Raw genomic sequence first — 17,643 nt, forward strand, 5'->3', positions numbered from 1 at the left:
TATGTCGCCCGTGAACATCACTGCCGACTTCAACCCGCTGAGGTTGCTGTCCGATCGCCGACTCAACCGGATCGCGGGCCCCAGTGGGCTCGTGATCTTCGGTGTCACCGGCGACCTGTCACGCAAGAAGCTCATGCCGGCCGTGTATGACCTCGCCAACCGTGGACTGCTTCCCCCCGGGTTCGCGCTCGTCGGATTCGCGAGGCGAGACTGGGAAGACCAGGACTTCGCCAAGGTCGTCTACGACGCGGTCAAGCAGTATGCACGCACGCCTTTCGATGAGGATGTCTGGACCCAACTGGCGCAGGGTATTCGGTTCGTGCAGGGAGAATTCGACGATGCCGCGGCCTTCGGACGTTTGAAGGACACGATCGAGGAGCTGGATCGTGATCGCGGGACCATGGGCAACCACGCCTTCTACCTGTCGATTCCGCCCAAGTCGTTTCCGGAGGTCACGGAGCGGCTGCGTGACTCAGGGCTGGCAGAGCAGAAGAACGGTGAATGGCGTCGAGTCGTCATCGAGAAGCCCTTCGGAAGTGACCTGAAGACCGCTCGCGAGCTGAACTCGGTTGTCGAGTCTGTGTTTCCGCCCGACAGCGTGTTCCGCATCGACCACTACCTCGGTAAAGAGACGGTGCAGAATATCCTCGCACTGCGCTTCGCCAACCAGTTATATGAACCCATCTGGAACGCCAACTACGTCGATCACATCCAGATCACCATGGCCGAGGATGTCGGCGTCGGTGGTCGCGCGGGATACTACGACGGTATCGGTGCCGCGCGGGATGTCATCCAGAATCACCTTCTGCAACTGCTTGCCCTGACCGCGATGGAAGAGCCTGTCTCCTTTGACGCAGCAGACCTCAGGGCGGAAAAAGAGAAGGTGCTCTCTGCCGTCAGGATTCCGCAGGACATCGGAAAGCACACGGCTCGCGGCCAGTACACGGGCGGTTGGTCGGGTGGTGAGAAAGTCGTCGGCTTCCTCGAAGAAGACGGAATGAACCCCGATTCCACCACGGAGACCTTTGCCGCGATCCGGCTCGACATCGATACGCGGCGCTGGGCCGGCGTTCCGTTCTACCTGCGCACAGGAAAGCGACTCGGTCGCAGGGTGACCGAGATCGCCGTCGTCTTCAAGCGCGCGCCGCAATATCTGTTCGCGGAGAGCCAGACGTCGGCGCTCGGCCAGAACGCCCTCGTGATCCGGGTGCAGCCCGACGAGGGCGTGACCATCCGTTTCGGGTCGAAGGTGCCGGGCGCTGGAATGCAGGTGCGCGACGTGACTATGGACTTCGGATACGGTCACGCCTTCACCGAAGCAAGCCCTGAAGCCTACGAGCGCCTGATCCTGGATGTGCTGCTCGGAGACCCCCCGCTGTTTCCCCGGCACCAGGAGGTCGAGCTCAGCTGGAAGATCCTCGACCCGATCGAGGAGTTCTGGGCGACCCAGGGGAAGCCAGAACAGTACAGGCCGGGCACCTGGGGCCCGTCATCCGCTGACGAACTGATGGCCCGCGATGGCCGTACCTGGAGACGACCATGATCGTTGACCTTCCCAACACCACGTCGAGCAAGATCTCGAAGACCCTGGTTAAGATCCGCGAAGAAGGTGGCGCGGTCGCTCTCGGTCGGGTGCTGACACTCGTGATCAGCACGGGGCTCGGTGAAGAAGAAGAGGCCATCGGAGCCGCTAACGATGCATCACGCGAGCACCCGATGCGCGTGATCGTCGTGTCGACGGATCAGGGCACGGCCCACCCCGTCGGCGAAGCCAGGGTCGACGCGCAGATCCGTGTCGGTGGCGATGCGGGGGCGAGTGAGGTCGTTGTGATCAAGGCCTATGGCGACGCCGCCATCGACCAGGAGAGCCTGGTGACGGGCCTGCTGCTGCCCGATGCTCCCGTGGTTGCCTGGTGGCCCGGAAATGCACCAGAGGTCGTGTCAGAGTCGGCAATCGGTCGAATCGCGCAGCGTCGAATCACCGATGCTGCTGCCGCATCGAATCCACACGACGCCATCACCGTCATCGCGGGGTCGTACCAGCCGGGCGACACCGACTTCGCATGGACGAGGCTCACCCTGTGGCGTGCACAGCTTGCTGCGGTGCTCGACCAGCCGCCGTACCAGCCCGTGACAGCTGTCGAGGTGCACGGCGCTGCTGACTCCCCATCGACAGTGCTGCTCGCCGCGTGGCTGCAGTTGCAGCTTGAGGTCGAGGTGACGCTCACCGTTACCAGCAAGTCCCACGGCAGCAGCGGCATCCAGGGCGTCACTCTCACGCGTGAATCCGGCGAGATCAAGCTCGAGCGCACCATGGCGAACGTGGGAACTCTCATCCAGCCGAACCAGCCCACACATGACATATCGCTTCCCCGTCGAAGCCTTCGCGACTGCCTGGCAGAAGAACTGCGAAGGCTCGACCCCGATGAACTCTTCGGCGACGTCGTCAAGCGGGGCGTAGCCCAACTCGGAAAGCCCGGGAAGGCAGCAGCTTCCAGAAAAGCAAAATCATGACCAACGAACGCCGGGTCATCGTGCATGCAGACAACTCTTCGCTCGCTTCGGCCGTCGCAGCACGATTCATCACGAAAACCGTCGACCTGATCGCCGAGTTCGATGAAGCATCCGTGGTACTGACCGGTGGAACCATGGGTTCGGCAGTGTTGGCGGCGATCAATTTATCACCGGCGCGTGACTCCGTCGACTGGAGTCGGGTCAACGTCTGGTGGGGCGATGAACGATGGCTCCCGGCCGGCGATCCAGATCGTAACGACACCCAGGCGCGCGAAGCCCTGCTCGATCATGTGCCGCTCGACCCGCACCGCGTGCACGCGTTCGCGGCGTCCGATAGCGGGCTGGAGCTGGATGAAGCCTCAGAGGCTTATGCGGCGGAACTCGCCGCGCACTCCCCTGCCAACGCGTCCATCCCCCATTTCGACATCACCTTCCTCGGCATGGGACCGGACGGCCACATCGCATCACTCTTCCCCGAGCGCGGCGGCGTCCGAGAGCGTGAGAAGACCGTCATCCCGGTGCGCAAGTCACCCAAGCCACCGCCGGAACGCCTTTCCCTGACGCTTCCTTCGATCAATTCGTCGGCGCGGGTCTGGCTCGTTCTGGCGGGTGCCGATAAGGCATCCGCACTCGGCCTGACACTCGCTGGCGTGAGCGTCAACGAGGTCCCGGCTGCCGGAGTCGAGGGTCGACGTACCACGTTGTTCTTCGTCGACGCCTCGGCTGCAGCCCAGGTTCCCGAACACCTGATCACTCCGGGCCAGTTCTGGACCGGCGCAGACGACCACGGCCTCGAACTCTAGCGCGCGAGTTTCGCGAGCACTTGCCGGAGATTGGCGGCAAACAGCCGCTGTGTACTACTTCGTGAGGGTTCCGCGGCGGGCGCGAAGCTGAACCAAAGCCTCTTCGAGAAGCTGTGCGGCCTCTTCTTCGCTGCGACGCTCTTTGACGTACGCGAGGTGTGTCTTGTACGGCTCGAGCTTGGCGACCGACGGAGGATTCTCCTTGTCGCGGCCGGCGGGCAACCCGGTAGTCGGCGAGTCGATCGTCTCCGGAATCTCATCCTCGGGCAGGTTGGCAGCGAAGTTTCGGACTGTCTCGTTGCCCATCACGTCCCAGTACGAAACCTGGATACGCTCGGCGTGAAACCCACGATCCTGCTCACCCATGGGGCCTGCGCCGACGCGAGAACCTCGAATTGCACTTCCGCCTGATGCCACGATGCCCCTAAGTTCGGTCTGCTGTTGATGGTGCTTGTCGCGCCCCTGAGAGACTCGACGTCATACGGTCGTGCCTAAGATCCATCGAATTTCGTGATGAGCCCGAGGAACACGATGCTGCTGATCCAGATCACGCCGAGGATGACGGTGATGCGGTTCAGGTTGCGCTCGGCAACCCCAGAGGCACCGAGATTCGACGTGACTCCCCCTCCGAACATGTCGGAGAGACCACCACCTCGCCCGCGGTGCAACAGGATCAGCAGGGTAAGCAGAAGGCTCGTGAGGCCGAGGACGACCTGGAGCGCAACTTGAAGAATATCCACGAATAAAACCTTTCGAAAGCCTCGGTAATTCTAACCGACAATGAGCCGGGTAGATATCAGCACCGCATCGGGATTATGGGCTAGAACTGGCGGCCTCAGGTTCCGACGTGCTTTTGGAAGCGTGCGATGCTCGCGAACTCGGTGACGTCAAGGCTCGCACCACCCACGAGGGCGCCGTCGACATTGGGCTGGCGCATGAAGCCCGCGATATTGGTCGACTTCACGGACCCACCGTAGAGAATGCGAGTGGCGTCGGCAACCTCCTCGCCAAGCAATTCCGCGAGAGTCGCCCGCAGGGTTGCCGCGACCTGCTCAGCCTGCTCAGCAGTAGCGGCCTGGCCTGACCCGATCGCCCACACCGGCTCGTAGGCCACGACAAGATTCGGGGTTCCGGATACCCCGGCCAGCGCTGCACGCAATTGTGCGACCGGCACAGCGCTGGGACCGTGGATCTCAAGATCCTCGGCGGTCTCTCCGACGCAGAGCACTGGCACAAGGCCGTGCTTGAGTGCGGCCACAACCTTCCGCCCCAACTGCTCGTCGGTTTCCGAATGGAGGGTGCGACGCTCGGAGTGGCCGATGATGACATATGTGCAATCCAACGCCTTGAGAAAGGCTCCGGAGATCTCACCAGTGAAGGCTCCCGAGTCGTGCTCAGAGAGATCCTGGCCTCCGAACACGATGCTCAGTTTGTCCGCGGCGACGAGGTTCTGAACGGAACGGAGATCGGTGAACGGTGGGAACACAGCCACCTCCGAGCCGGAAATGCCGTACTCGTGGCGAGCGTCCTTCAGGGTCCAGTCGAGCTTCTGCACGAATGCGATCGCCTGCAGGTGATCGAGATTGAGTTTCCAGTTCCCCGCAATAAGGGGAACGCGCGCTACCTTTGCCATCCAAGTACCTCCAGGCCGGGAAGCGACTTGCCTTCGAGGAACTCGAGGCTCGCGCCGCCGCCAGTTGAAATGTGACCGAACTGGTCATCATTGAATCCGAGAGCACGAACGGCAGCAGCAGAGTCGCCACCACCGACCACGCCAAAACCGTCAAATGTTGTCATAGCGGATGCCACGGCACGGGTACCGGCAGCGAACGGCGCCAGCTCGAACACTCCCATCGGGCCGTTCCAGAAGACCGTCTTCGAATCCGCAATCGCCTGCGCGAACCGGTCGGACGTCTCCGGGCCGATGTCGAGCCCGAGTCCGGCCGCTCCGAAGACGGTATCTTCGATGGCTTCCGCAGCGGTGACGAGATGGTCGGCGTCTGCACTGAATGCGGATGCCACCACGATATCCGTCGGGAGGATGATCTCCACACCCAGCCGCTCAGCTTCGGCCAGGTATCCCTTCACCACCTCTACCTGATCGGTTTCGAGAAGACTCGCACCGACCCGGTGGCCCTGGGCTACGAGGAAGGTGAAGAGCATGCCTCCGCCGATCAGCAGCCTGTCCACCTTCGGCAGCAATGCGCCGATGACCGCCAGCTTGTCGGAGACCTTCGACCCCCCGAGCACAACAGTAAACGGCTTATCGGGCGTGACGGTCAAGCGTTCGAGGACGTCGAGTTCTTGCCGGATCAGCAAGCCGGCTGCACTCGGGAGAGCCTTCGCCAACTCGTAAACGCTGGCCTGCTCACGGTGGACGACGCCGAACCCGTCTGAGACGAAAGCATCGCCCAGCGTGGCCAGCTGCGCGGCGAACTGCTCGCGCTCCCCCGCAACCTTGCTGGTTTCGTGTGCATTGAACCGGAGATTTTCGAGCACGACGACGTCGCCGTCATCGAGACCCGCCACGGAATCTGCTGCCGCAGAGCCGACGGTGTCAGCCGCGAATACGACAGCCTTACCGAGCAACTCCGACAGCCTCTGTGCCACAGGTGCGAGGCTGAACTTCGAGTTCGGCTCGCCGTCGGGCCTGCCCAAATGGGAAACGATGATGACTCGAGCCCCCGCCTGGATCAATCTGTTGAGCGTCGGCAGGGACGCTCGAATACGTCCATCGTCGGTGATCCGGCCGTCCTTCAGGGGAACGTTCAGGTCGCAGCGGACGAGAACGTTCTTCCCCTTCAGGTCGCCCAGCGAGTCAATCGTTCGCAATGACATCGGGCGTTGAGTGTCTAGAGGCGTGAGCCGACGAACTCGGTGACGTCCACGAGGCGGCTGGAGTATCCCCACTCGTTGTCGTACCACGCGGCAACCTTGACCTGGTCGCCGATGACCTTGGTGAGGCCTGCATCGAAGATCGAGGAGTGCGGGTCTCCGACGATGTCGCTCGAGACGATCTCGTCTTCCGTGTACTTCAGGATGCCCTTAAGGGGACCTTCAGCCGCAGCTTTGTATGCCGCGTTGACCTCTTCGACCGTGACCGGGCGCGACGCCGTGATCGTGAGGTCCGTGATCGATCCGGTGATCACGGGCACGCGCAGTGCGTATCCGTCGAGCTTTCCCACGAGCTGGGGGATGACCAGGCCGAGAGCCTTGGCGGCGCCAGTCGAGGTCGGGATGATGTTGCCCGCGGCGGCGCGGGCACGGCGCAGGTCGTTGTGCGGGCCGTCCTGCAGGTTCTGGTCCGCGGTGTAGGCGTGAACCGTGGTCATGAGACCCCGCTCGATGCCGAAGTTCTCCATGAAGACCTTGGCGAGCGGCGCGAGGCAGTTCGTGGTGCACGATGCGTTGGAGATGATGTCGTGCACGGCCGCGTCGTAGGTGTTCTCGTTGACACCCAGCACGAGTGTCGCGACATCCGAACCGGAGGCGGGAGCCGAAACGATGACCTTTTTCGCGCCGGCAGTGATGTGCTTGCGGGCGTCGTCAGACTTGGTGAAGCGACCGGTGGACTCGATGACGATGTCGACGCCGAGCTCACCCCACGGAAGGGCAGCGGGATCGCGCTCGGCAAGGACCTTGATCGGCTTGCCGTTGATGAGGATCGTGTCGCCCTCGACCTCGACAGTGGCGTCCAGGCGACCACCGACGGTGTCGTATTTGAGGAGGTGCGCCAGTGCCGCCGGGTTGTCGAGGTCGTTGACCGCGACGATTTCGATGTCGCTTCCCTTGGCGAGAGACGCGCGAAGGAAATTACGGCCGATACGGCCGAATCCGTTGATGCCAATCTTGACGGTCACTAATGCTCCTGTTGCTCAGGCGTCCGGGACGCTTCGTGCTTGTAGTGGGGTGGTAAACGAGGTGTGGCCGGGTGCAATGCACCCGGCCACGACGCCGCTATGACAGTAGCAGCAGCCCGTTGGTCTTTTCGCGCGCAGCGGTGAAGCGCTGCTGGACGTTGCCCCAGTGTGCGATATTCCAGAACGCCTTGACGTAGTCGGCGCGCACGTTCTTATAGTCCAGGTAGTACGCGTGTTCCCACACATCCAGCATCAACAGCGGAACGATACCCGCGGGGAGGTTGCCCTGTTGATCGAAGAACTGCACGATGATCAGGTTTTCGCCCAGTGAATCCCAGGCCAGCACGGCCCATCCCGAACCCTGGACACCCATCGCTACAGCAGTGAAGTGTGCTGTGAACTTGTCGAACGAGCCGAAGTGGTCGTCGATGGCGCTGGCAAGGTCGCCGGTCGGCTTGTCGCCGCCGTCAGGGGAAAGGTTCGTCCAGAAGATCGAATGGTTCACGTGCCCGCCGAGGTTGAACGACAGGTCCTTTTGGAGCTTGTTCACGTTCGCGAGATCTCCGGAATCCCGGGCGGCAGCAAGCCCCGCAAGCGCGGCGTTCGCACCAGTCACATATGCCTGGTGGTGCTTGCTGTGGTGAAGCTCCATGATCGCGCCGCTGATACTCGGCGCGAGAGCCGAATAGTCGTATGCGAGTTCTGGAAGAGTGTATTCAGCCAACGTTATCTCCTAGCAAATAGGCTTCGAAAAACGATTCGACATCGAGTTGGGATGACATTTCCAGTCTACTCACGTCGACCACGGACCCTTCAGATGTTTTCCGGTATGCCAATCGAATCGAAAAACTACTCGTCCAGGTCGGGCGGCAGGTTGGCATCGGTGCCAGGGATACCGAGGTCAGAGGCCCTCTTGTCCGCCATGGCGAGCAGCCGGCGGATCCGGCCCGCAACCGCATCTTTCGTCATGGGGGGATCGGCGTGATGGCCCAATTCATCGAGACTAGAGTCACGGAACCTGAGTCGCAGCTGGCCCGCATACTGCAGGTGGAACGGAACATCGACCTCGAGAATCTCGAGCGCCCGCTCGACGCGAGCACAGGCCGCTACGGCAGCCAGCGCAGAACGTCGCAGGTTTGCGTCGTCGAAATTGACGAGGCGATTTGCCGTCGCCCTCACCTCGCGGCGCTGCCGCAGCTCGTTCCAGTTGGCGACGCTCTTATCGGCACCCATGAGTACGAGCATTGCGCTGATGGCTTCACCATCGCGGATGACGACGCGATGCACCCCGCGCACCTCCCGAGCCTTTGCGGAGATCTTGAGCCGACCCGCCGCCCCGACGAGAGCCATGGCGGCCTCATTCCCGGGGCAGGTGACTTCGAGCGCTGCTGAGCGACCAGGGTCGGTAAGGCTCCCCGCGGCCAGGAAAGCCCCACGCCAGACCGCTGACAACTCCTCGATGCTGCCGGTGGTGAGGCGGTTGGGCAGCCCGCGGATCGGTCGGCGGCGGGCATCCAGCAGCCCGGTCTGGCGGGCCAGGGTTTCGCCGCCGTCGAGCACCCTTACGAGGTAGTGGCTGGTGCGGCGGGTTCCGGATGCCGAGACCACCGAGGCGTCGGAGCGGACGCCGTACAACTCGGCGATATCTTTGCGGACGCGCCTGGCCAATTGCTCGGTCTCGAGTTCGGATTCGACAGCTATCCGTCCAGAGATCATGTGGAGTCCTCCGGAAAAACGGAGGATGGTAGCCAGTTCCGCCGCCCGCACTGTTGTCTTTCCTGACGTGATGCCTGTCAGTTCATCCTTAACCTCGGCGGTCAATGCCACAGGTTTCTCCTTCGTTCATGGGGCTGGCAACATTGCGATGTTGCCGCCGGGTCACTCGCGCCCGAGGTCGCGATGCTTGACGTTGACGACAACCCCGGGAAAGCTTCGAAGCAGACCCGCGAGTTCTTCCGCGATCGCGACAGAGCGATGTTTTCCACCCGTGCAGCCGATGGCGATCGTGGCATGCCGTTTGTTCTCGCGTTGGAAGCCGGCAAACACCGGCTCCATCGCCTTCGAGTAGTTGGCCACGAAATCTGCCGCACCCTCTTGCGCGAGAACATAGTCTCGCACGTCGGCGTCCTGGCCGTTGAGCGTCTTCAGTTCGGGAATCCAGAACGGGTTGGGCAGGAACCGGCAATCCGCGACGAGGTCTGCATCTGCCGGAAGGCCGTATTTGTATCCAAAACTCTCCACGGTGATCATCAGGCCAGCTGTATCAGCCGTAGAGAACCGCTCGGCGATGGTCGTGGCGAGCTGGTGGATGTTCAATTCAGACGTATCGATGACGATGTCGCTTGTCGACCGGAGCTCCCCCATCCGTTCTCGCTCGGCAGCGATCCCGTCCAGTGGTGTGCCATCCCCCTGCAGCGGATGAGGCCGCCGTACCTGTTCGAAGCGACGCACGAGAGCGGCATCCGTCGCGTCGAGGAACAGCACCCGCATGACGATGCTGTCGCGCAGTGATTCGAAGGCGTCGAGCGCATCGGCAAACAGTCGGCCGCCACGAACGTCGACAACCGCAGCGATTCTGGGAAGCGAGTCGCCGGCTTTTTTCGCGAGTTCAGCCAGCGGCACCAGCATTTGCAGCGGAAGATTGTCGACGACGTACCAGCCCAGGTCTTCGAGGGCATTCGCGACCGTCGATCGACCTGCACCGGACATGCCGGTGACGATCAGCATCTCCTGGTGATCAAGCTCGGGTTGCATCGTGATCCAAGACTAGCGGCAGGTCGTCACGGCTGTAGCCGCCCGACCACGATGGATGCCAGCGCCGGGCCGATTCCCTTCACCGACGCCACCTCTTCTACCTTGGCGTTCTTCAACTTGGCGACCGAGCCGAAATGCTTCAGGATCTCGCGCACACGAGCCGGGCCGAGGCCCGGAATCTCCGCGAGCACAGACTGGATGTCGTTGCGTCGCTTCTGCCTCTGATAGCTGATCGCGAAGCGGTGTGCCTCGTCGCGAATGCGCTGGATAAGGAAGAGTGCGTCGCTGTTTCGAGGAAGGATCACCGGAAAATCCGAATCCGGAAGCCAGATCTCCTCGAGTCGCTTCGCAATTCCGCACAGTTGGATGCCCGTGATGCCCGCATCGTCGAGCGCCCTCTGCGCGGCTGAAACCTGCGGCTGCCCCCCATCCACGATCAGAAGCTGTGGCGGATACGCAAACTTCTTTCGCTTCGTCTCAACGCCGTCCGCGTCGTCCAGAGCATCGGCGACCGGACTGCTCTCGGGCTCCCTGAGGTAAGCCAGTCGCCTCGAGAGCGTCTGGTAGATCGACTCCGTGTCGTCGGTCGACTCCGGAATGCTGAAGCGTCGGTACTGGTCTTTGCGCGGTAACCCGTCTTCGAAGACCACCATCGACGCGACGATGTTGGTGCCGCTGAGGTGGGAGACGTCGTAACATTCCATGCGCAGCGGGGCATCCGCCATTCCGAGCGCCTCCTGGATGTCGGCAAGCGCCTGCGATCGCGCCACGAAGTCGCCACTGCGCCGGGTCTTGTAGAGGATGAGCGCGTTCTGTGCGTTCTGCGTCACGGTCTGCATCAGCGTGGCCTTGTCGCCGCGCCGTGCGACACCGATCTTCACGCGGGATCCCGGACCCCGCAACTCCCCCAGCCAGCGTTCGAGCGCTGCCGTGTCGTCTGGAAGCGCTGGCACGAACACGTCACGCGGAGGCACGGCGTCTTCGTAGGCATTCTGGAGCACGGACTCGACCAGGTCGGGCAGTTCGACATCGAGCTCCTTGTCGACGACCCAGCCCCGCACGCCCCTGATGCGGCCACCGCGCACGATGAATTGCTGCACCGCCGCCGCGAGTTCGTCGTGCGCTATGCCGAAGAGGTCGGCGTCGACGCCGTCATCCAGCACGACGGCGTTCCTAGCGAGGGCGGTCTCCATCGCGCCGATCTGGTCACGATAACGCGCCGCAGATTCGTAGTCCATCGCGGCTGACGCGTCTTTCATGCGCTTGGTGATGGTGGTCACGTAGCGGGAGTCGTTTCCTCCCATGAAGCTGGCGAAATCCAGCGAGATCGACTTGTGTTCCTCGAGCGTCACCCGACCGACGCAGGGTGCCGCGCACTTGCCGATGTCTCCGAGCAGACACGGCCGACCGGTCTGCTTGGCGCGTTTGAACGTGGTCTCCGAGCAACTGCGCATCGGGAACGCCTTCAGCATGATGTCGACGGTTTCCCGGATCGCCCAGGCACGGCTGAATGGACCGAAATAGCGGGCATTGGGGATGGAACGATTGCGGGTCACCATGACGCGAGGAACAGGGTCGCCCAGCGTGATCGCGAGATACGGGTACGACTTGTCGTCCTTGTACTGCACGTTGAACGGCGGATCGAACTCCTTGATCCACGTGAACTCCAGCTGAAGGGCCTCGAAGTCGTTGCCGACCACCGTCCACTCCACCGACGACGCCGTCAGCACCATCCTGCGGGTGCGTTCGTGCAGCGAGTCGAGCGGAGCGAAATAGTTGCTCAGTCGAGCCCTGAGATTCTTTGCCTTGCCCACGTACAGCACTCGTGCTGACGCGTCGCGGAACCTGTACACGCCAGGTTGCTGGGGAATTTCACCGGCCTTCGGGCGCCAACTGACAGTGGTTGCCATGACGACCGCGCTCAGGCCCCGGAGGGACTAAGCACGGCTGCCTTCCAGCATCTCCTTGAGGAACATGCCGGTGTGGCTGCCCTCCACCTTCGCGAGCCGTTCGGGCGTTCCGATGGACAACACCTCGCCACCGCCGGCTCCACCCTCCGGCCCCAGGTCGATCAACCAGTCGGCCGACTTGATCACGTCGAGGTTATGCTCGATGACGATCACGGTGTTGCCCTTGTCGACCAGTCCATTGAGCACCATCAGGAGTTTGCGGACGTCTTCGAAATGGAGGCCCGTCGTCGGCTCGTCGAGCACGTAGATGCTCCGCCCCATCGACCGGCGTTGCAGTTCGGTCGCGAGCTTCACCCGTTGTGCCTCGCCGCCCGATAGCGTCGTCGCACTCTGGCCTAGCCTCACATAGCCGAGCCCGACCTCTTCGAGCGTCCTGAGGTACCGGTGGATCGACGAGATCGCCTCGAAGAACTCAGCGGCCTCGCTGATCGACATATCAAGCACTTCGGCGATGTTCCGGCTCTTGTACTTGACCGCAAGGGTCTCTCGGTTGTACCTCGCGCCTCCGCACACCTCGCACGCCACGTAGACGTCCGGCAGGAAGTTCATCTCGATCTTGATCGTGCCGTCGCCAGAGCAGTTCTCGCAGCGGCCGCCCTTGACGTTGAAACTGAACCGGCCCGGCAGGTAACCCCGGGCTTTGGCGTCGGCGGTCTCCGAGAAGAGCGTGCGGATCTTGTCGAACACGCCCGTGTACGTGGCGGGGTTGGATCGTGGGGTGCGTCCGATCGGCGCCTGGTCTACGTGCACGACCTTGTCGAGGTTGTCGAGGCCGGTCACCCTGGTGTGCTTTCCCGCGATCTGCCGTGCTCCGTTGAGCTGATTGGCGAGGACCTTGTACAGGATGTCGTTGACCAGGCTGGACTTGCCCGATCCGCTGACGCCGGTCACAGCCGTCAACACACCGAGAGGAAAGGCCACTGTCACATTGCGCAGGTTGTTCGCTCGTGCACCTTCGACGACGACCTGGCGGGACTTATCGATCTTCCTGCGCTTCTTCGGGGTCTCGATGGACCTGCGACCTGCGAGGTAGTCCCCCGTGATCGACTCGCGGTTCGCGAGAAGCCCCTCATACGAACCCGAGTGCACCACCATCCCGCCGTGCTCGCCCGCACCAGGGCCGATGTCGACGATCCAGTCGGCCGTCCTGATCGTGTCTTCGTCATGTTCGACGACGATCAGGGTATTACCGAGGTTCTTCAGCTTCACAAGTGTCTCAATAAGCCTGCGGTTATCGCGCTGGTGCAGGCCGATGCTCGGCTCATCCAGCACATAGAGCACGCCGGTCAGGCCGGAACCGATCTGGGTCGCGAGGCGGATGCGCTGTGCTTCGCCACCGCTCAGAGTGGCTGCGGCGCGCATCAGGTTGAGATAGCTAAGACCCACTTCGATGAGGAACTCGAGCCTCAGTCGGATCTCACGAAGCACCTGCGCTGCGATCTTCGCATCCCGTGCAGACAACTGCAGGTTCTTCATAAACTCGTATGCATTCAGCAGGCTGAGCTCGCAGATGTCCGAGATACTCACGCCATCGACGGTCACGGCCAGCACTTCGGGTTTCAGTCGCTTGCCATCGCAGACCGGGCAAGGGATCTCTCGAAGGTAGTCAGCCACCCGCTGGCGCTGGCTGTCGGTCTCAGCCTCGATGTACTTGCGCTCCATGTACGGGATGACGCCCTCAAAGCCCGTCGAGTACTTCATCTCGCGACCAAAGCGGTTCTTCCACCTCACCGTCACCTCGAAGTTGTTGCCACGGAGGATCGCCTCGCGGGTCTCCTCAGGCAACTGGCCCCACGGGGTATTCAGGGAGAAGTCGAGATCCTGCGAGAGACCCACGAGCAGCTTCTCGAAATAGTTGAAGAGCCCCTTGCCGGCGCTGGTCCAGGGCAGGATGGCGCCCTCCGCCAGGCTCACGCTGTCACCGGCGATCAGCAGGTCGGCGTCGACGGACATACGAGTGCCGAGCCCCGAACACTCAGGGCAGGCGCCGAACGGGGCGTTGAACGAAAACGTCCGAGGCTCGATCTCGGTGAGTTGCAGCGCGTGGTTGTTCGGGCATGACAACTTCTCGGAGAATGTGCGCCACGCGGCGTCGCCTTCGAGATCGACGTAGTTGATCATGACGAGACCGTCGGTGAGTCGAAGGGCGGTTTCGAGCGAGTCGGTGAGCCTCGTGAGGATGTCGTCTGCCGCGACCAGCCGGTCGACCACGACGGAGATATCGTGCTTGTACTGCTTCTTGAGCTTCGGTGGATCGCTGAGCTGGATCTGCTCGCCATCGACGAGAGCACGTGAGTATCCGGTCGAGGCGAGCTCGGTGAACAGGTCGACGAACTCCCCCTTTTTCTGGGAGATGATCGGGCTCACGATCTGGTAACGCGTGCCGGTCTCCAGCGTCATCAACTGGTCGGCAATCTGCTGGACGCTCTGTCGCGAGATCAGCTCCCCACACTCGGGGCAGTGGGGAACGCCTATCCTGGCCCACAGCAGCCGCATGTAGTCGTAGATCTCGGTGATGGTCCCGACCGTCGACCGAGGGTTTCGGTTCGTGGATTTCTGGTCGATGGATACCGCGGGGCTGAGGCCCTCGATGAAGTCGACATCCGGGCGATCGACCTGGCCGAGAAACTGCCGCGCGTATGCAGACAGGGATTCCACGTAGCGGCGCTGACCCTCGGCGAAGATCGTGTCGAAGGCGAGGCTCGACTTGCCAGAACCCGACAGGCCCGTGAAGACGACGAGGGAATCCCGCGGGATCTCGAGGTCGACGTTCTTCAGGTTGTGGACGCGGGCTCCACGGACGCTCAGTTTGCCGTTGGTCGCGCCTTTTGTCTCGATTGCATCGAGCATCGCGCTCTCATCAAGCTCTTCGATTTCAGTAATTGACACTCTTTATATCCTACCGATGCCACCGACATTGGACCCGGACGGCGAAAGGGATTGACGTCCCGGGGTTGACGGTTGTCGAATTGTGCGCACTAGGTGAGATGACCCGCCTGCTCCATTTGGCGCAATTCTTTCTTCAGGTCCTGGATCTCGTCACGTAACCGACCTGCCAACTCGAACTTCAGTTCACCGGCTGCCTGGAGCATCTGCTCGTTGAGTTCGAAGATGATCTTCTCGAGGTCGTTGCCACCGGCAGCGGCCCGACCCTCACGTTTGAGGTTCGGAGTGGGTGCGCGCTTGCGGCTCGAGTCGGATTTGCCGGCCAGGATTGCAGCGGTATCGCTGGCTTCGCGCATGATCTGATCGGTGATATCAGCGATCTTCTTACGCAAAGGCTGAGGGTCGATGCCCCGCTCGAGGTTGTACGCGATCTGCTTGTCGCGCCGGCGGGTGGTTTCGTCGATGGCCTTCGCCATCGAATCGGTGATGCGATCCGCATACATGTGCACCTCGCCAGACACGTTTCGAGCCGCCCGACCGATCGTCTGGATGAGGGAGGTTCCCGACCGCAGGAATCCTTCCTTGTCGGCATCGAGGATGGCGACAAGGGACACCTCGGGCAGGTCGAGACCCTCTCGCAGCAGGTTGATACCGACGAGCACGTCGTAGACGCCCTGCCTGAGCTCGGTGAGCAACTCGACTCGTCGGAGAGTGTCGACGTCGGAGTGCAGGTATCTTACCCGAACACCATGTTCCCCGAGGAACTCGGTGAGCTCTTCGGCCATCTTCTTCGTGAGAGTGGTGACGAGGACGCGTTCGTTCCTGTCGACCCTCAGTCGGATCTGCTCAAGCAGGTCGTCGATCTGCCCCTTCGAGGGCTTGACGAGAATCTGGGGGTCGACAAGCCCGGTCGGGCGGATGACTTGTTCGACCACCGAATCCGTGATGCCGAGCTCGTACTTACCCGGCGTCGCGGAGAGGTAGACCTTCTGGCCCACGCGGTTCAGGAATTCTTCCCACTTGAGCGGGCGGTTGTCCATCGCACTCGGAAGCCTGAAACCGTGCTCTACGAGGGTGCGCTTGCGCGAAGCATCCCCCTCGTACATGGCTCCGATCTGTGGCACCGTCACGTGCGATTCGTCGATGACAACGAGGAAGTCTTCGGCGAAATAGTCGAGAAGGCAGTGCGGCGCTTCGCCGGGCTGCCGGCCATCCATATGCCTCGAATAGTTCTCGATGCCGTTGCAGAAACCGATCTGCTCCATCATTTCGATGTCGAAAGTGGTTCTCATGCGCAGCCGCTGGGCCTCGAGCAGCTTGCCCTGGCGTTCGAACTCCTGCAGTCGCTCGGCAAGCTCGTCCTGGATAGTGACAATGGCACGCTGGATCGTGGCAGGGCTGGCCGCGTAGTGGGTGCCGGGAAAGACCGATACGGCATCCATCGTCCTGACGACATCGCCGGTCAAGGGATGCAACGCGTAGATCGCCTCGATTTCGTTGCCGAACATCTCGATGCGGATCGCGAGCTCTTCGTAGACCGGGATGATCTCGATGGTGTCGCCGCGCACCCTGAAGGTACCCCGGGAGAAGTCGTAGTCGTTGCGCTGGTACTGCATCGAGACGAACCGCCGGATCAGCGTCTCCCTGTCGATCTTCTGGCCCACCTGCAACGCGACCATAGCCTCGAGATAAGACTCCGCAGCACCCAGTCCGTAGATGCAGGAGACCGTGGACACCACGATGACGTCACGACGGCTGAGCAGGGAGTTCGTCGTCGAGTGCCGCAGCCTCTCGACTTCCGCATTGATCGACGAGTCCTTCTCGATGAAGGTGTCTGTCTGCGGGATGTACGCCTCGGGCTGGTAGTAGTCGTAGTACGACACGAAGTACTCGACGGCATTGTTGGGCATCAGGTCCCGGAACTCGTTGGCGAGCTGGGCCGCAAGGGTCTTGTTGTGCGAGAGCACGAGCGTAGGACGCTGTACCTGCTCGATCAGCCATGCCGTCGTCGCGGACTTGCCTGTGCCGGTGGCACCGAGCAGGACGACATCGGTCTCACCCGCGTTGATTCTCTGCGCGAGTTCTGCGATCGCCTGGGGCTGGTCGCCGCTGGGGATGTACTCGCTGATGACCTCGAACGGTCGCACCGAGCGTGTGGGTTCCATAATTCAAGCTTAGGCACCCGCACCGACATCGCTACCGATGTTTGCTCTCGGCGGAAGCGGTCACGGTAGCCCACAACTTATCTGCCTGGGCCATCGTCTCTTCGAGCGTTCCATCGCTGTCGATGACGACATCGGCGATGGCGAGCCGGTCGGCGTCCGACGCTTGCGAACCAATGCGCCTGAGTGCGTCGTCGCGGGAGTATCCACGCAGTTCGACCATCCGTTGGACGCGGGTATCGGTGCTCGCGTGAACCACCACGACGAGATCGAACTCATCGGCCCGCGTGCCTTCGGCGAGCAGCGGGACGTCGTAGACGACAACCGCGGCGGGGTCTGCAGTGCCGGCAGCAGCGAACTGTTTCTGCGATGCGGCATATACCGCCGGGTGGGTGATGCCGTTGAGCACCGCTCGCTTCGCGGGATTGCTGAAGATGAGCGCACCCAATGCCGCGCGATCGAGTGACCCGTCGGCAAGGATCACATCGTCACCGAACTCGGCGGCGATGGCAGCCAGGGCCGGCGTGCCCGGCTCGACCACCTCGCGGGCGACCTGATCGGCATCCACGACAACCGCGCCGAGGTCACCCAGCCGACGGGCGACAACAGATTTGCCGGACGCGATTCCGCCTGTGAGCCCCATCAAATACACGCCTCCATGTTATCTGCGGCCGACTGATAACGTCTGACTGTG

The 17,643-nt window shown here is 62.2% G+C and carries 15 protein-coding genes; 3 read left to right on the plus strand and 12 right to left on the minus strand.

The features are described from left to right. The first annotated feature begins 1 nt into the window (after position 1). The 3 genes from zwf to pgl are packed head-to-tail and all read left to right on the plus strand — an operon-like array spanning position 2 to position 3,317. Positions 2-1,543: a glucose-6-phosphate dehydrogenase gene (gene zwf, locus IEW81_RS00485; RefSeq protein ID WP_097061892.1), complete on the plus strand. Its 1,542-nt coding sequence runs from the start codon at positions 2-4 to the stop codon at positions 1,541-1,543. Then, on the plus strand, positions 1,540-2,514 hold the full coding sequence (locus IEW81_RS00490) for a glucose-6-phosphate dehydrogenase assembly protein OpcA (RefSeq protein ID WP_097061891.1): 975 nt from the start codon (positions 1,540-1,542) through the stop codon (positions 2,512-2,514). The genes zwf and IEW81_RS00490 overlap by 4 nt, the downstream gene beginning before the upstream one ends. Next, on the plus strand, positions 2,511-3,317 hold the full coding sequence (gene pgl / locus IEW81_RS00495) for a 6-phosphogluconolactonase (protein ID WP_097061890.1): 807 nt from the start codon (positions 2,511-2,513) through the stop codon (positions 3,315-3,317). Before IEW81_RS00490 ends, pgl begins: the two co-directional genes overlap by 4 nt. Before the next feature lie 54 nt (positions 3,318-3,371). Here the strand turns inward: pgl and IEW81_RS00500 are convergent, their stop codons facing one another. The 12 genes from IEW81_RS00500 to coaE all read right to left on the minus strand — a co-directional run bounded on the left by IEW81_RS00500 (position 3,372) and on the right by coaE (position 17,601). Then, on the minus strand, positions 3,372-3,734 hold the full coding sequence (locus IEW81_RS00500; RefSeq protein ID WP_097061889.1) for an RNA polymerase-binding protein RbpA: 363 nt from the start codon (positions 3,732-3,734) through the stop codon (positions 3,372-3,374). Between the two features lie 74 nt (positions 3,735-3,808). Then, positions 3,809-4,057, minus strand: coding sequence for a preprotein translocase subunit SecG (gene secG / locus IEW81_RS00505; RefSeq protein ID WP_097061888.1), 249 nt, complete (start codon positions 4,055-4,057; stop codon positions 3,809-3,811). 95 nt (positions 4,058-4,152) lie between these two features. Then, positions 4,153-4,950: a triose-phosphate isomerase gene (tpiA, locus tag IEW81_RS00510; RefSeq protein ID WP_097061887.1), complete on the minus strand. Its 798-nt coding sequence runs from the start codon at positions 4,948-4,950 to the stop codon at positions 4,153-4,155. Then, positions 4,938-6,155 carry a phosphoglycerate kinase gene (locus IEW81_RS00515; RefSeq protein ID WP_097061886.1) on the minus strand — a complete coding sequence of 406 codons (1,218 nt, stop codon included), beginning with the start codon at positions 6,153-6,155 and terminating at the stop codon, positions 4,938-4,940. The genes tpiA and IEW81_RS00515 overlap by 13 nt, the downstream gene beginning before the upstream one ends. A gap of 14 nt (positions 6,156-6,169) precedes the next feature. After that, complete coding sequence (gene gap, locus IEW81_RS00520; RefSeq protein ID WP_097061885.1) at positions 6,170-7,177, minus strand: type I glyceraldehyde-3-phosphate dehydrogenase; 1,008 nt, start codon at positions 7,175-7,177, stop codon at positions 6,170-6,172. 97 nt (positions 7,178-7,274) lie between these two features. Next, positions 7,275-7,901 (minus strand): superoxide dismutase, encoded by a 627-nt coding sequence (locus IEW81_RS00525; RefSeq protein ID WP_097061884.1) that lies wholly within the window; start codon positions 7,899-7,901, stop codon positions 7,275-7,277. Between the two features lie 125 nt (positions 7,902-8,026). Then, positions 8,027-9,004 carry a DNA-binding protein WhiA gene (whiA, locus tag IEW81_RS00530; protein ID WP_097061883.1) on the minus strand — a complete coding sequence of 326 codons (978 nt, stop codon included), beginning with the start codon at positions 9,002-9,004 and terminating at the stop codon, positions 8,027-8,029. A gap of 51 nt (positions 9,005-9,055) precedes the next feature. After that, positions 9,056-9,931, minus strand: a complete 876-nt coding sequence (gene rapZ, locus IEW81_RS00535) for an RNase adapter RapZ (RefSeq protein WP_097061882.1) — start codon at positions 9,929-9,931, stop codon at positions 9,056-9,058. Positions 9,932-9,957: 26 nt separating this feature from the next. Then, the gene (uvrC, locus tag IEW81_RS00540) at positions 9,958-11,841 is read right to left on the minus strand and encodes an excinuclease ABC subunit UvrC (protein WP_097061881.1); all 1,884 of its coding nucleotides are present in this window, start codon (positions 11,839-11,841) and stop codon (positions 9,958-9,960) included. Between the two features lie 27 nt (positions 11,842-11,868). Then, positions 11,869-14,751: an excinuclease ABC subunit UvrA gene (gene uvrA / locus IEW81_RS00545; RefSeq protein WP_097061992.1), complete on the minus strand. Its 2,883-nt coding sequence runs from the start codon at positions 14,749-14,751 to the stop codon at positions 11,869-11,871. Positions 14,752-14,879: 128 nt separating this feature from the next. Next, the gene (gene uvrB, locus IEW81_RS00550) at positions 14,880-16,952 is read right to left on the minus strand and encodes an excinuclease ABC subunit UvrB (protein ID WP_097061880.1); all 2,073 of its coding nucleotides are present in this window, start codon (positions 16,950-16,952) and stop codon (positions 14,880-14,882) included. Between the two features lie 31 nt (positions 16,953-16,983). Continuing rightward, positions 16,984-17,601, minus strand: coding sequence for a dephospho-CoA kinase (gene coaE, locus IEW81_RS00555; RefSeq protein ID WP_097061879.1), 618 nt, complete (start codon positions 17,599-17,601; stop codon positions 16,984-16,986). Positions 17,602-17,643 lie beyond the last annotated feature (42 nt).

This window comes from Salinibacterium xinjiangense (assembly GCF_014645015.1).
GTDB classification, from domain to species: Bacteria; Actinomycetota; Actinomycetes; order Actinomycetales; family Microbacteriaceae; genus Rhodoglobus; species Rhodoglobus xinjiangensis.

Excerpts from the sequence above, each read along its gene's own strand:
- uvrC (WP_097061881.1), bottom strand. The coding sequence starts at position 11,841 with ATGGCAACCACTGTCAGTTGGCGCCCGAAGGCCGGTGAAATTCCCCAG.
- IEW81_RS00515 (WP_097061886.1), bottom strand. The coding sequence starts at position 6,155 with ATGTCATTGCGAACGATTGACTCGCTGGGCGACCTGAAGGGGAAGAAC.
- uvrA (WP_097061992.1), bottom strand. The coding sequence starts at position 14,751 with ATGCTCGATGCAATCGAGACAAAAGGCGCGACCAACGGCAAACTGAGC.
- pgl (WP_097061890.1), top strand. The coding sequence starts at position 2,511 with ATGACCAACGAACGCCGGGTCATCGTGCATGCAGACAACTCTTCGCTC.
- IEW81_RS00490 (WP_097061891.1), top strand. The coding sequence starts at position 1,540 with ATGATCGTTGACCTTCCCAACACCACGTCGAGCAAGATCTCGAAGACC.
- uvrB (WP_097061880.1), bottom strand. The coding sequence starts at position 16,952 with ATGGAACCCACACGCTCGGTGCGACCGTTCGAGGTCATCAGCGAGTAC.
- rapZ (WP_097061882.1), bottom strand. The coding sequence starts at position 9,931 with ATGCAACCCGAGCTTGATCACCAGGAGATGCTGATCGTCACCGGCATG.
- tpiA (WP_097061887.1), bottom strand. The coding sequence starts at position 4,950 with ATGGCAAAGGTAGCGCGCGTTCCCCTTATTGCGGGGAACTGGAAACTC.
- zwf (WP_097061892.1), top strand. The coding sequence starts at position 2 with ATGTCGCCCGTGAACATCACTGCCGACTTCAACCCGCTGAGGTTGCTG.